Below are 13515 nucleotides of genomic sequence, written 5' to 3' on the forward strand. Positions count from 1 at the left end.
CGTGAACTACCGCGATCTGCTGGACGTGGACCTGGGCAAACTCGGTACCGCCGTGGGCACCTGGGCACAGGCGGTCAAACACCTCGAGACGCTGTCCAAGGACGCCCAGGACGGGCTGAAGGGCAAGGCCGACACCGCCCGTTGGGCCGGGGTCAACGCGACCGTGACCCGTGAGTTCGTGGACAAGACGGCCAAGGAGTGCGCCGACCTGCACAGCGAGGCCAAGAGCATCTGGAGTGTCCTGGACGACGCCCACCAGGAACTCGTCGGCCTGCAAGGCAGGGCGAAGAACCTGGAAGGCGAAGCGCGGCAGAAGGGCTACGTGGTCGTCCCCGATGAGAACGGCACCGTGAAGGTCATGCCCGCCATGTGCACCGTCGACGGGAAGGAAGAGGGGGAGAAGTCCAAGGAGCTGATGCAGTGGTACGCCGACGCCCTGGCGGACCTCCTCCGCCACGCTGCGGAGATCGACGCCGCCGTCGTCCGGGCACTCAGCCGCAGCCACGGCAACGATCCCTACAACGCCGGCCACGCCACGTACACCTCCCTCGACGAGGACATGCTGCCTCGGGCCCAAAAGCTCGCGGAACTCGGTGATGACGCCAAGCCGCAGCAGAGAGCGGAACTGCGACGGCTCTGGGAATCACTGAGTCCCCAGGCGCGGGCCGAACTGTGGTCCCAGCACAAGGACGACCTGATGTCCGCCGGAATCCTCGGCGTCACGGTCAAGCAGATATCCCCCGACGACGGCTCCGGGCCGTACGACGTCGAAGACCCGACCGCGCACGACTACTGGATCCTGGCGGAAGCGACAGGCATTTCGAACGCGGGCGACTTCATCGGCCACACCGACGCCGCCCGCAATATGGACCACTACCTCCGGGGCACCGGGACACCTCTCGACCTCGACGTGGACAGGATGATGCACGACGACGCCGCACTGCGTAACGCGGCCCAGACATCCATCACGGAGAACCAGGACCGCTGGCGGCAAGAGGCCCTGGACGCCTACCGGAAGTCCGGCGGCAAGCCCGTGGCGATTCCAGTGGAATCCGCCGGTACCGGATACACGCACACCGATCGCAACTGGTATCTGGCGGTCGGCAGCGCCCAGACGAACACCACCGGTGTGGTCACCGTGGTACCGGGAGCCGACGGCAAGCCGAAGATCGGCCTCGACTACCAGGTGAACGTCTGGGACCGCTACAACTGGGACCCGGGAAAGGCCACCCCGATCGGACCGACGACCGTGACCGATGCGGACATGGCTCGTCTGCACAGGACGGGACTGGCGAAGGAGTACGACATGAGAGGCAGTGGAACGGTGCGGCACTACGACTTGGGCGCCGAATCGGGTTCACTGCCTGCCCCCGCCGATCCCGGACGGGACGGGACGCGCACGGACATCGGGCGCAACGGGGACGCCCGATGAGGAACACGCCCTCTCCTCCGATCCGCTCCGCACGCCGGAACCGGGTGGTCCTCGGCACCCTGTGTGCGGCCCTGGCCTGCTCGCTGGCTGCCTGTTCATCGTCGCCTGCGCCACGGACATCGGTGCGCGAGGGGTCTGAAGGCGGACGCCGCATCCCGTACTGGGTCGAAGGCAAGACCCCTGCGCAGGTCGCGAAACTCATGAAGGTGACGATTCCGGCGCGGGCCGCGGATCTCAGAGCCGCGTACCAGCGAGGGTTCCAGGACGACGGCGTGCTGCTCGCCTTCACGCTGCCCGACGCCGACACCAAGGCATTCATTCGAAAGCTGCGTCCCGAGAGCCCCCTGCTGCATCGGAACACCCCGGTTGCCTCGGGGAAGGGGCAGTCGCCGACCACCCCCTTCGCCCACCTCGGCCTGAAGGAACCGGAGACACTCGCCGACGTCACTGAAGGGCCGGTGTGCACGGTCTGTGACGGAGACCTGAACTGGCTGAACATCGCCCTGCATCCCATGGACGCGCAGCACGACCAGGTGTATCTGAGCGGGGCCGTTTAGAGCTCTGCCGCAGCCCGCGCCCCGCGTCTACCCGCTTCGGGGGAAGGACACCTCGACCCGTCGGTTCTTCCTCCGGCCCTCCTCCGTGGAGTTGTCGGCGATCGGGTACTGCTCGCCGTAGCCGCGGACCTCGAAGGTGATGTGCGGGTCGTTCAGGTCCTGGTCCAGGACGGCCTGGACGGCGTTGGCGCGCTGCCTGGACAGGATGTCGCCGTGGGCGGAGGAACCGAGGTTGTCGGTGAAGCCGAAGACGCGGACCTGGGTCGCGTTCTGCTTCTTGATCTCCACGGCGATGGTGGCGATCCGGGCCTTCGCCTCGTCGCCGAGCTTGGCGCTGTCCTTGCTGAAGAGGACTTCGGCCTGGAGCGCGAAGGTGACGTCGACGTTGGTGTCCTCGCGGCGCTCGTCCCCGCTCTGGTCTTCGACGACCGACTTGATGTCCAGCACCTTGGGCGCGGCGAGGGTGGCGCCCTCGGGGAGCTTGAGGTCGGGGTCGGTGGGGTCGATCTTGACGGGGGCGGTGGCGGAGGGTGCGGTGCCGGGGGGCTGACTCGGGTCCGTGTCGTCCGCGTGGACCGGGGTGGCGGTCAGGAGGAGGGTGGCGGTGAGGGCGAAGGTGACGACGGGGAGGCGGGGGGTGGTGGTCACTTTGGCCTCACCCGGAGATCTTGATCGTGGCGCTGGAGAGGGTGGGCAGTTGGAGGGTCACCTCAGGGGTGTCCGCGGGTGGTGAAGGGAACTGCATGAAGACCGGCAGCGACTGGCCCCCTTTGAGGGTGCCCAGGCCCGTTGTGGTGAGCGGGCGGCCTTCTGTGTCGCGCAGTACGTAGTAGCGCTTCTTGCCCTTCGAGTCGACGAGGGTGGCTCCACCCAGGGACGGGCCGTTCTTGGTGATCTCGGTTTCGTTGCCGCTGAGGGCAGCCGGGATGAGCAGATCCTTTGCGCCGTCGTTCTTCAGGGTGCCGTTCACCGTGATGAAGCCGCCGGAGTCCCGTTGCGCGGAGCTGATCTGGAGCAGCAGGCCGTCCGAACCCTTCAGTTCGGCCAGCGGCTGGTCCGACTGCCCCTCCTGAGCACTCGGGTCGGAGCCGGACGTCCGGGAAGCGGACGCTGGACTCTCCGGCTTCTTGTCGTCGCCGCCACCTCCACCACAACCAGCCACACCCACGGCCAGACCAGCCGCAACGGTCAATGCGACCATCCCCCTGCGGGCCTTCGCAGTGAACCGAATGCTCATCGCTCCGCTTCCTTCGTCATTGATCGTTCGCTGGTGAGTTGGCCAGGTGGACGTCGAAGAGGTCTTCAGGCTTCGGGAGCCCTGTGGTGTCGTCCGGCTTCAGATGCCAGACCTTGCCGCCCTTGCAGGTGAGTGCGGGCAGCTCATCACCCTTGGCACCCTCGTCGGGAGGGGTGAACGTGCAGAGGTGTTGCACCTCGGCGACGGCGGAAGCCGTGGACTTGTGGTTCTCACTGCCGGGTACGACAGATCGGCCAACGCTCTTGTTCGTCTGCACGTCGACCCGGTACTTCAGCAAGCCCGACGGAGAGCAGTTGTTCAGCGAGGCGTCATTCAGTACGGCGAGTTGGCCGGCCCGTCGACATGGGGTGCCGGGGTGGTCGAGCGGCACGCTGCCATCGAAGATGTCCTGCCACTTCTCAGGGTCGCGCAGCACCTTGCCCCACTGATCCGTGAGTTGGACACGCTCGTCCTGGGCCGCTGCGAGCGCTGCCGCGTCCGCCGCCGTCTGAGCCCCGCTCCGGTTCACCGCCGCCTGTCCGACGGCGAGGTAGGCCAATGCAAGAAGGAGCAGGCCTGCCACCACCGTGATGTAGATGGGGAAGGCCTGCCCCTCGTCGCGATGTGGAGGGATCAGCCGCCGGTTACCTCGCTGATCTTGTTCCTGATCGCGTCGAAGATCGTCTGCCCGATACTCGTCCCCGTGATCGCCAACACGATCGCCACCACCACCGCGATGATGCCCAGATACTCCACCGCCGTCTGCCCCTTGTCGCTGCGAGCAACACGGGCCTGCAGATACGCGACGGTGGTGTTGAACCAGTTGCTCATGGTGGTCCCCTCCGGGTTCGCCTCCGATCCGGAAAACGTATGCCGGGTGCCGGCCCCCGCCAGAGGGCCCCAGGGCCCAACCCCGGACCCATTCACGGCCCTCGCCACGCCCCCGCACCACCACCTCAGACCACCCCCAACCACTTCGCGGCCGCCTGTGACCGGGTGGTGGTCTGGAGCTTGGCGAAGATGCGGTTGATGTGGTTCTTGACCGTCTTCTCGGAGATGAAGCAGGCGGCGGCGATCTGCTGGTTGGTCATGCCGGACGCGATGAGGTCCATGATCTCCGCCTCCCTCGCACTCAGCCGGAAACGCGAACGGACCGAGTCTCCCACAGGGGATTGCAGTTGCGAAAGGCTGTGGCCGCGAGTTTTCCCTAATTTGCCGGGTACTTGGGAGTCGTCGTGTGCAGGTGCACTCACCCGTAACCCATCCAGCAACGCCCTCGCCGCCCCCGGTGTCACATGCGGCCGTCCCTCCGCGACATCCCGCACCGCCCGTACCAACTGCTCCGTCGTGAACTCGCCGTGCACCAGGTATCCCCCGGCCCCCAGCCGCAACGCCTCCCGCACGGTCTCCGTCTCGTGGCTGTAGGTCAGCATCATGACCGGCGCCAGCCGTACCAGGTGCGGCAATGCCGAGATTCCGTCGACTTCGGGCATGCGGACGTCGAGGAGGATCACGTCGGGGCGGTGTCGCACGGCGGCCTCGTAGGCCTCGCGGCCGTCCGCGGCCTCCGCCACGACCGTGGTGTCCTCGCGGCCCGAGAGCAGGGCCGTCAGGCCCGCCCGGACCACGGGGTTGTCGTCGGCCACCAACAGCCGCAGCGGCGGAGGCGGCGGCGCGGGGGGCTCCGGCCAGGGGGGACTGTGCTGCATGGTCTGCCTCCTCTCGGGGGCTCTCAAAGGTTCCTCGGGGTTTTCAGGGGCTCTCGGGGGATGGGCCGGGACGGTGGGGCAGGGCCGGCAGCGGGAGTTCCACGCGGACCTCCGTGCCCCGTTCGTGGCCGCCTCGGCCGATACGGATCCGGGCGCCCGCCTGCGTGGCCCGTTCCACCATGCCGAGCAGGCCGTAGTGGCCACGGTCGCGGAGTCGTTCGAGTGTCGTGTCGGGCGGCAGGCCCCGGCCGTCGTCGTGGATCGTGAGGCGCAGCAGGTTGCCGTACACCGCCGCGCGGACGTCGACGCGGGTCGCGTCCGCGTGACGGTGGGCGTTCTCCAGCGCTTCCGTGGCGATGGAGAAGAGGTTGCGGGCCACGGGCGCGGGCAACGGGGGAAGCCTCGGGTCCGCGTCCGGCGTGCGTGGCCAGGAGCAGGTGACCCGGAGGTGCGTGCGTTGCGCGAAGTCACCGACCAGGCAGGTCAGTTCGGACCAGGGGGTGGTCTCACCCGGGAGGTCCGGGTGCTCTCGCCGTAGGTCCGTCAGCAGTTCTCTCGACTCGGCCGCCGCCCTGCGTGCCGAGCGGGACACCAGTTCCGCCTGTTGCCGGATCCGGTCGGGGTCGGGAGCGTCCGCCGAGGCCGTCGCCGCCAGGCCGTCCGCCGCGAGGGCCACGCCGTAGAGCGTCTTGGCCACGGAGTCGTGCATCTCGCGGGCCAGCCGGGCGCGTTCCGCGCTCACCGCCTCGGTCGCCGCCAGGCGTGCCTGGACCGTCGTCAGGGCCTGGGTCGCCGCACCGAAGCGGAGCATCAGGTTGCGCAGGGTCGAGCCCATGGCGCCGGCGATGACGCACAGGCCGGGCAGGAGGAGCGCCTCCGCGACCGGGGCGTGGCGGTCGGCCCGCAGCGTGGCGTGGACCAGCAGCAGGATCAGGGATTGGAGCGAGGCGAAGAACGCCGCGCCACGCCAGCTGTAGACCAGGCCCGCCAGGAGCGGGGTGCAGACGCTGACGTAGGCCAGGGTGGTGTCGGGGCCGGCCGAGACCAGGAGGAGCGAGCCGAAGAGGGTGTCGGCGGCCAGGAGGCTCGGGTGGCGCAGGAGGAGGGGGCCGAAGCGTTCCCAGTCGCGGAAGAGGACATAGGACACCATGAAGGTGACGACCACGGCCGCGCCGACCAGGCGTACGCCCAGGCCGGGGGCCGCGTTGAGCAGGGCGGCGGGGGCGGCCAGGGCGATCATGGCCAGGCGGAAGCCGAAGACCTGCCGGCACATCGCCTGCAGCGCGCTCACCTGGATCTTCTCCGAGGGTTCGGTGGCGGCAGCGGCGGGATGCGGGGTCCCGGTGGCCGTCGTCCGGCGCCGTGAGAACCGGGCGCCGATCCCCTTCAGGCGGCTCAGGCGGCCCTCGAAGACCGAACTCCCGCCACGCCCCGTCCACCCGGCCACCGTCATGTCCGCCTCACTTCCCCGTGAGGGAGCCGAAGTCCACTCCGGAGCCGAGGATCAGGCCCGCCCCCAGCAGGAGCATGGTGGCCGGGACCATGAACGTGGTGATCATCAGCGTGGCCTTGGGCACCGCGCGGGCGGCCTTGCGGCGGGCGTTCTGCGCGTCGGTGCGGCGCATGTCCTTGGCCAGGGAGACCAGGGTGTCCACGATGGGCGCGCCCAGCTCCTCCCCCTGCTGGAGTGCCGTCACGAACATCGCCACCTGTTCCGAGTCGTTGCGCCGCCTCAGTTCCGCGAAGGCCTGGCGGCGGCTCATCCCCAGGTCCATCTGGCGGAGGGTGATGCGCAGTTCGTCCGCCCAGGGGCCCTCGTAGCGGGAGGCCACCCGGTCCAGGGCCTGGCGGAAGCCGAGGCCCGCGCTGACGACCACCGCCAGGACGTCCAGGAAGTCCGGCAGGGTGCGCTCGATGACTTCCTTGCGGACCCGGATCGCCGACCAGATGCCGACCTCCGTCCAGAACGCCCCGAAGAGCAGGAGGAGGAGGGCCACGAACCACTGGCCGCGGAGCAGGAAGACGAGGAAGCCAAGGCCGCCCAGTGCGCCGTAGACCGCGCGGCGGGCCGCGTAGCGGTCGATGGTCAGGCCTCCGGGGTTGCCGGCGAGGTCGATCTTGCGGCGGTACCTGGCGACCAGGCGCGGGCCCATCAGGCGCAGCACGGCGGGGGCGTAGCGCATGCCCATCCGGTCGATGACCGAGTCCACCGCGCCGGTGCGGGTGGCGCCCACCTCCAGGGCCACCGCCAGGTCACCGGGGAGTTTCGCGTCCGCGCGGTACATGCGGATGCCCGCGAAGGCGCCCCAGACACCGAGCCCCAGCAGCAGTGCCAGCAGGAATCCCACCATCAGGCCGGCCCTCCCCTCACACGTCGATCCGGCTCAGGCGCCGGATGAGGACGAATCCGACCGCGTACATCGCGAAGGCGATGAGCACACAGGCCTGGCCGGCCGGTGAGCCGGTCATGCGGGCCAGCGCGCCGTCCTTGACGCCGTTCATCAGGAAGAGCGCGCCGACGCCCAGGACGGGCACGGCGTACGACGTCATCGTCACCTGGCTCAGCTGGGTGCGGATCTCGCGCCGGGTCTCCTTGCGTTCCTCCAGGGTCTCGGTGAGGTTCCGCAGGGCGGACACGACCTGGCCGCCGGCGCGGTTCGAGAGGACCAGGGTGGTGACCAGGACGACCAGCTCGCGGGACGGCAGGCGGTCGGCCAGCTCGCCCAGCGCGTCGTCGAGGGAGTGGCCGATGGCCAGCTGGTCGGCCACCTTGCCCAGTTCCTCGCCGGCCGGGGCCTCCAGTTCCTCCGCCGCCATGCCGATCGCGGTGCGCAGGGCCAGGCCCGCCTGGGTGGCGTTGGCCAGGATGCGGGCCAGCTCGGGGAGTTGGCCGATGAAACGCTCGATGCGTTTCTGGCGCTGCCAGTTGAGGAACTGGACCGCCGCCCAGATGCCGAGCAGGCCGGCGAGCGGGCCGAAGAAGGGGGCCAGGGCGGCCTGGCCGACCAGCCAGAGCGCGGCGACCGTGCCGAGCATGTAGACGAAGAACTCGCCCGGGGTGACGTCCAGTCCGGTCGCCGCCAGGCGCAGCTCCAGCCAGCGGCCGAACCGGGTACGGCGCAGCCGCCGGTCGAGGTCGCGGAAGCGGCGCCTGCGGCCGGTCGCCGGGAGCGGGCCGGTGTGGCTGAGCCGGTCCACGAGGGCGGCGCGCCGGGCCCGGCCCGAGGCGTAGGCGTGCACACCGGCCACCGCCAGGACGCAGGCCAGCAGCGTCACGCCGGTGGTGAGCTGGACGAGGGTGTGGAGTTCCATGGGGCCTACCTGGCTTCTCGGGTGGCGAGCTGGTCCGTGGAGTGGGCGACTCCGAAGGCCTGCGGGATGGGCTGGCTCGCCATGTAGAGGCGGTCGGCGGTACGGCGGGGCAGCGGGAAGTACTGGAAGGTGCCGTACACGCGCCCGTCGGGGGTCATGGGCCGGGCGTCGAACCGGGCGACGGTCGCGAGCCGGTACGGCTCCCCGCCGTGGCTGTCGAGGAGCGCGATCTCGGTGATCCGGCGGGCGCCGTCGGCGAACCGGGTGAGCTGGACGATGACGTCGACCGCGCTGTTGATCTGGTCGTGCAACGCTACGAAGGGCACCTCCACGTCGCTCATGGAGGCGAGGGTCTGGAGCCGGGTGAGCGCGTCCTCCGCGCTGTTCGCGTGCACCGTCGCGAGCGATCCGTCATGGCCCGTCGACATCGCCTGGAGCATGTCGAGGGACTCGCCGCCGCGGACCTCGCCGACCACGATCCGGTCCGGGCGCATGCGGAGGGAGTTGCGGACCAGGTCGCGGATGGTGACCTGGCCCTTGCCCTCGACGTTCGGCGGCCGGGACTCCAGGCGGACCACGTGCGCCTGCTGGAGCTGGAGTTCGGCGGAGTCCTCGATGGTGATGATGCGTTCGTGGGGTGGGATGAGCCCGGAGAGGGCGTTGAGCAGGGTCGTCTTCCCGGTGCCCGTGGCGCCCGACACGATGATGTTGAACTTCGCCTGCACCAGCCCCGCCAGCAGATACACCATGTGCTCGTCCAGTGAGCCGAAGGCGATCAGCTCCTGGAGGGTGAAGGAGCGCGGGAAGCGGCGGATGGTGAGGATCGGGCCGGTCAGCGACAGCGGCGGGATGATGACGTTGACGCGCTCGCCGGAGGGCAGGCGGGCGTCCACCATCGGGTTCGACTCGTCGACCCTGCGGTTCACCGTGGAGACGATCCGCTCGATGGTCTGCATCAGCTGGTCGGCCGAGACGAACCGGAGGGGCAACTGCTCGACGCGGCCGCCTCGCTCGACGAAGACCGCGTCGGGGCCGTTCACCATGATCTCGGTGATCGACGCGTCCTCCAGCAGCGGCTCCAGGATGCCGAGGCCCAGTGCCTCGTCCACCACCCGGCGGATCAGCTGCGCACGCTCGACCGTCGACAGCACCGGGCCCTCCCGGCTGATGATGTGCCCGAGCACCCGCTCCAGCCGGGCCCGGCGATCGGCGGCGGCCAGCGAGCTCATCTCCGCGAGGTCGATCTCCTCCAGCAGCTTGGCCCGGTAGGAGGCGACCAGATGCCCGTCCTCGCCCCGGCTGCCGTGCTCCTCCGGGGTGCTGATGCGTGCCCGCAGGCTCATGTCGGCGACTCCTCGCTTAGTGGTCGAGCGGCATGGTGGCGGACTTGACGGCGTGGCCGAAATCCCAGCCGGGGATGATCCGGGGGATGCCGACGGTGGCGGTGACGGTGACCGAGTCGGCGCCCTTGCCGGCGACGCACGAGACCGTGAGCGGCCCGCTCACGGCGTCCGTACAGGCCTGCGTGTACGACTGCTCAAGCGAGGCCGCCCGGGCCCCCGCCCGCGCCGCCGTACCGGCCTGCTCGGCGGCGTAGGCGATCGCCCCGATCTGGATGCCCGCCATGGCCACGATCAGGAGGACGGGGATGAACCCGAGGTATTCGACGGCGACTTGGCCCCGGTCGCTGCTGCGGCGACGCATCTCAGTCCTTCACCTCCTCGACGGCACCGGCGTGGCCGGTCACGTGGGCGGGGAAGTCGATGAGGCCGGGAAAGAGGACGGGCACCTTGAGCCGCACGTCCACGGTCACATAACCGGTCTGGTCGCACCCGCTCACCTTGGCTCCCCCTCGCCACGCCTTCGACACATGCTTCAGGGCCGCCTCTTCGCACACCCCCTGCCGCTCCCCCCGCGGCGCCGCCGTCCCCGCCCGCACCCCCTCGTCCGCAGCATTCCCGGCGAGCGTGAAGGTGTACCCCACGAGCACGGCCTGCCACAGGAGCACCAGCGTCAGGACGATCAGCGGCGTCATGCCCAGGAACTCGACACTCACCTGTCCCCGGTCCCCACCCGGCCTTCTCCTTCTCACGGCGTTCACGGAGTTCATGAAGCTCACGGAGTTCATGGAGTTCATGGAGTTCATGGAGTTCATGGAGCGCTCACTCCTTCCGCCGCCGGAATCCGGCCGGACCCCGCCCGCTTCCGCGATGCGCCCGCTCGGCCGCCTTCACCAGTCCCAGCTCCCCGGCGAGCGCCCACAGCGCCTGCTTCACCGTGCTCCTGCTGTCCAGCTCGTGCAGCCGCCCCGCGTCCACGACGCCCTGCAGCTCCTTGAAGTTGGCGGGGACGGCGGTACGCGCCAGGGCGGTCCCGGTGATGCGCTGCACCAGCGCGGGCTGGATCTCCGTGCTGCGCGTGTGCCGGTTGACGACGACGGTGGTCTCCTCGGCCTTGCGGATCTGCAGCCGGTCCCACATCCGTACCGTCCGCTTGGCGGCGCGTACGGAGATCACGTCCGGGGTGGTCACCAGCAGCGCGGTGTCGGCCATCTCCACCGCCGCCGCACCCGCACCGCTCAACTGGGCGCCGCAGTCCACCACGACCACCTCGTAGCGGGAGCGCAGTGCGCTGACGATCTGGCGGGCGGCGCGGTCGGTGACCTCCTCGCCGCGTTCGCCCTCGGCGGGGGCGAGGAGCAGGGAGATCCCGGTGTCGTGGCGGAAGACGGCGTCGGCGAGGACGCGGGGCGAGATGTCGGCGATGGCGGCGAGGTCGACCACGGACCGGCGGAACTGGATGTCCAGGTAGGAGGCGATGTCCCCGGTCTGCAGGTCCAGGTCGACCAGGGCCGTCGCCCGGCCGGAGGCCTGCGCGGCGAGGGCCAGCTGGATGGCCGTGAGCGTCGCTCCCACGCCGCCCTTGGCGCCGCTGACCGTGACGGCCGTACCGCCGGCTCCGCCGAGGACGTCCGCGCCGTGGCCGAGGTGGCGGCGTACCCCCGTCGACCACTGGGCGACGGCCTGGACCCGGCTGGCGAGTTCCTCGTACGACAGCGGGAGCGCGACCAGTCCGCGGGCGCCGGAGTCCATCGCGGCGGAGAACAGGCCGGGGCTCGTGTCGGTGGTGACGAGGATGACGCCGACGGCGGGGAAGCGGAGCGCGACCTCGCGGATCAGCTCCAGGGCCGGGACCGGACCGATCCGCTCGTGGACGACGACGACCTCGGGCAGTTCGTCCACGGACTCGGCGGCGAGCCGGGCGAGGGTGTCCACCAGCTGGGTGGAGTCGGTCACCGGTGGCTGTGGTTCGGCGTCGGGGAGCTGGCTGAGCAGGGTGGCGAGGGAGCGGACGGCGTCCGGGTCCGCGCCGGCCGGGAGGATCCTGGTGGGCATGCGGGCCGCCTCTCACTTGTCCGTCGCGAGTTCGTAGCTGCGGTCCTTGTCCGGGACGCCGGTCCCGCCGCCGGGGGCCACCAGCGCGAGCCGGACGCGCTGGGCGAAGGACTCGGCGTAGGTGAGGCGCTGGGCGTCGAGGGTGGACAGCGCGAAGGTGATGGGGACGGCCTGGGTGGGCTGCTGCTGGTTCTTGCTGCTGTCGGGGTCGAGGGCGGTGATCCGGCCGACGTCGAGGACGCGCGCGTTGGTCACGATGATCTTCGACTGGTCGGGGTCGCCGTCCTTCTTCCCCGCGAAGGTGGCGTAGACGTTGACCCGCGCGCCCGGGGTGATCTTCCCGGCCACGCCGGTCGCCGCGTCGATCATGATGGCGACCTCCTGCTGTCCGGGCTGGAGGGCGGGCTGGTCGACGATCATGTCGGTCTGGAGCAGGGAGCCCGCGCGCAGGGTGGTGACGGCGATCTTGCCCTGGACCTGCCGCAGATCCGTGACCGCGGTGCCGGACAGCCACCGCTTCGGCATCCTGATCCGCTCGAACTGGCCGGCGTCCAGGGCCGTGTAGGGCTGCACGTCGGACCGGACCCGATAGGCCGTGACCTCGGGCCCCACCTTGGAATTCACGTCATGGACGACGGAGAGCACACCGGCGAACGCGCCGAGAGCGCACAGGACCGACAGGATCAGGAGTATCACGCCGCGGCGCTGACGGGAGTTCATGGGCCGTGCAACCTCATTGGGGGAATCGGTCGAGCGGGGCAGGGACGTGCTGGGCTGGTCAGGCGGGCGTGCGCTGTTCCAGGGCGCGGGGCGCGGCGGGTTCGCGGGCGGGCGGGGTGGCGGAGCAGAAGACGCAGCGGTCGCCGATGACGTCCAGGCCGCACCAGTGGCATCCGGCCTGCCGCACCGACGTGACGAGTTGATACAGAACGGACAGATCGGCGAGGTAGCTGCAGAACTCGGTGATCCGGGCGGTCCCCCACCACGCCGTGGACTCGGCGGGCAGCGGAACCTCGCGCAGTCCGTGCACGCTCCACTGCCCGGCGAGCCCGGCGACCCAGTCGCCCTGCGCCTGCTGCCCCTTGGCGACGAGCATCCACGTGTGGAAATCGGGCCCCTTGAGGGTGACGCCGGGTCCGACCTTGACGAGCTGCGGCTCCGGATGGGCGAGCACGGCGAACTGACTTCCGGGCATCCATGACTTGGCGTGCGCCTTCAGCCCGACCGGGACCCGGTCCAGCTTGGCGACGGAGCCGAGGACGGCCCCGGCGTGGAGGTAGTGGGTGAGCAGCCGCCCGGCGGAGGCGAGCACACCCGGGCTCAGGTCGCAGGAGGCTAGCTGGCGCAACTGCCGGGCGAGCACGGCGACTCCCAGCGGGGGCAGTTCGGGCCGGAAGACGGCGATGCGGTCGCTCTCCAGCAGTGAGCGCAGGGTGTGCAGGCGTCGTACGACGGGGTCCGGAGTGGCGGCCGAGCAGAGGACGACGACATAGCCGTACTGCTCGGTCAGGGTGTGGAGTTCGGTGAGCGCCTGCTCCAGCGGCCGCTGGTCGATGCCGCTGAGCACGACGGCCGGCATGGTCCGTTCGTCCTGCGCCGGCAGCGCCATGTCGGCACTGGTCACGGCAATGGCAGTTGGCACGCGCAGCTCCCCGCTCTTCACACCCGCCGGCCCATCGGGGTGACCCCCGTACGCCGGGACGACTTCACTGCGTGACTACCTGAGCACTGTATCCACGGCCGTATGGCCGGAGAACAGCGTTGGTGAAGCTCGCGTGGAACTCTCCGGTCACAACTCCCGCCAAATCCGGACAGCTTGAGCGGGCACCCGGAAACAGTTTTGGTCTGAACCTCTTGACACCCTGATTGGTCT

Annotated in this window: 16 protein-coding genes; 2 read left to right on the forward strand and 14 right to left on the reverse strand. The window is 70.0% G+C overall.

Features of this window, described 5'->3' with window-relative positions:
• The first annotated feature begins 1 nt into the window (after position 1).
• Both ABT171_RS01610 and ABT171_RS01615 read left to right on the forward strand, forming a co-directional pair.
• Entirely contained in the window at positions 2-1432 is a 1431-nt protein-coding gene (locus ABT171_RS01610; protein WP_351238577.1) for a hypothetical protein, read from the forward strand.
• Between the two features lie 44 nt (positions 1433-1476).
• Positions 1477-1989, forward strand: a complete 513-nt coding sequence (locus ABT171_RS01615) for a hypothetical protein (RefSeq protein WP_351238579.1) — start codon at positions 1477-1479, stop codon at positions 1987-1989.
• A 27-nt stretch (positions 1990-2016) separates the two neighbouring features.
• Here ABT171_RS01615 and ABT171_RS01620 read toward each other — a convergent pair whose 3' ends face one another.
• From ABT171_RS01620 to ABT171_RS01685, 14 genes are all read right to left on the reverse strand, one after another.
• Positions 2017-2637: an OmpA family protein gene (locus tag ABT171_RS01620; RefSeq protein ID WP_351238581.1), complete on the reverse strand. Its 621-nt coding sequence runs from the start codon at positions 2635-2637 to the stop codon at positions 2017-2019.
• 7 nt (positions 2638-2644) lie between these two features.
• Entirely contained in the window at positions 2645-3226 is a 582-nt protein-coding gene (locus ABT171_RS01625) for a hypothetical protein (protein WP_351238583.1), read from the reverse strand.
• Positions 3227-3242: 16 nt separating this feature from the next.
• Positions 3243-3860, reverse strand: coding sequence for a pilus assembly protein TadG-related protein (locus ABT171_RS01630; RefSeq protein WP_503073062.1), 618 nt, complete (start codon positions 3858-3860; stop codon positions 3243-3245).
• On the reverse strand, positions 3860-4057 hold the full coding sequence (locus ABT171_RS01635; RefSeq protein WP_351239101.1) for a Flp family type IVb pilin: 198 nt from the start codon (positions 4055-4057) through the stop codon (positions 3860-3862). Before ABT171_RS01635 ends, ABT171_RS01630 begins: the two co-directional genes overlap by 1 nt.
• A 125-nt stretch (positions 4058-4182) precedes the next feature.
• Positions 4183-4935, reverse strand: a complete 753-nt coding sequence (locus ABT171_RS01640; RefSeq protein ID WP_351238585.1) for a response regulator — start codon at positions 4933-4935, stop codon at positions 4183-4185.
• Positions 4936-4978: 43 nt separating this feature from the next.
• Entirely contained in the window at positions 4979-6388 is a 1410-nt protein-coding gene (locus tag ABT171_RS01645) for a sensor histidine kinase (RefSeq protein WP_503072646.1), read from the reverse strand.
• A 7-nt stretch (positions 6389-6395) separates the two neighbouring features.
• Positions 6396-7283 (reverse strand): DUF5936 domain-containing protein, encoded by an 888-nt coding sequence (locus ABT171_RS01650; protein WP_351239105.1) that lies wholly within the window; start codon positions 7281-7283, stop codon positions 6396-6398.
• A 19-nt stretch (positions 7284-7302) separates the two neighbouring features.
• Positions 7303-8247, reverse strand: a complete 945-nt coding sequence (locus ABT171_RS01655; protein ID WP_351238587.1) for a type II secretion system F family protein — start codon at positions 8245-8247, stop codon at positions 7303-7305.
• Between the two features lie 5 nt (positions 8248-8252).
• On the reverse strand, positions 8253-9590 hold the full coding sequence (locus ABT171_RS01660; RefSeq protein WP_351238589.1) for a TadA family conjugal transfer-associated ATPase: 1338 nt from the start codon (positions 9588-9590) through the stop codon (positions 8253-8255).
• Positions 9591-9606: 16 nt separating this feature from the next.
• Positions 9607-9951, reverse strand: coding sequence for a TadE/TadG family type IV pilus assembly protein (locus ABT171_RS01665; RefSeq protein WP_351238591.1), 345 nt, complete (start codon positions 9949-9951; stop codon positions 9607-9609).
• A gap of 1 nt (position 9952) precedes the next feature.
• On the reverse strand, positions 9953-10357 hold the full coding sequence (locus tag ABT171_RS01670) for a TadE/TadG family type IV pilus assembly protein (RefSeq protein ID WP_351239107.1): 405 nt from the start codon (positions 10355-10357) through the stop codon (positions 9953-9955).
• A 52-nt stretch (positions 10358-10409) separates the two neighbouring features.
• Entirely contained in the window at positions 10410-11642 is a 1233-nt protein-coding gene (locus ABT171_RS01675; protein ID WP_351238593.1) for a CpaE/TadZ family protein, read from the reverse strand.
• A 12-nt stretch (positions 11643-11654) separates the two neighbouring features.
• A complete protein-coding gene (gene cpaB, locus ABT171_RS01680; protein WP_351238595.1) occupies positions 11655-12362 on the reverse strand; it encodes a Flp pilus assembly protein CpaB in 708 nt (235 codons plus the stop codon).
• Positions 12363-12420: 58 nt separating this feature from the next.
• Complete coding sequence (locus tag ABT171_RS01685; RefSeq protein ID WP_503072653.1) at positions 12421-13305, reverse strand: hypothetical protein; 885 nt, start codon at positions 13303-13305, stop codon at positions 12421-12423.
• Between the last annotated feature and the right edge of the window lie 210 nt (positions 13306-13515).

This window comes from Streptomyces sp. NPDC001851 (assembly GCF_040297165.1).
Classification (GTDB): Bacteria; Actinomycetota; Actinomycetes; order Streptomycetales; family Streptomycetaceae; genus Streptomyces.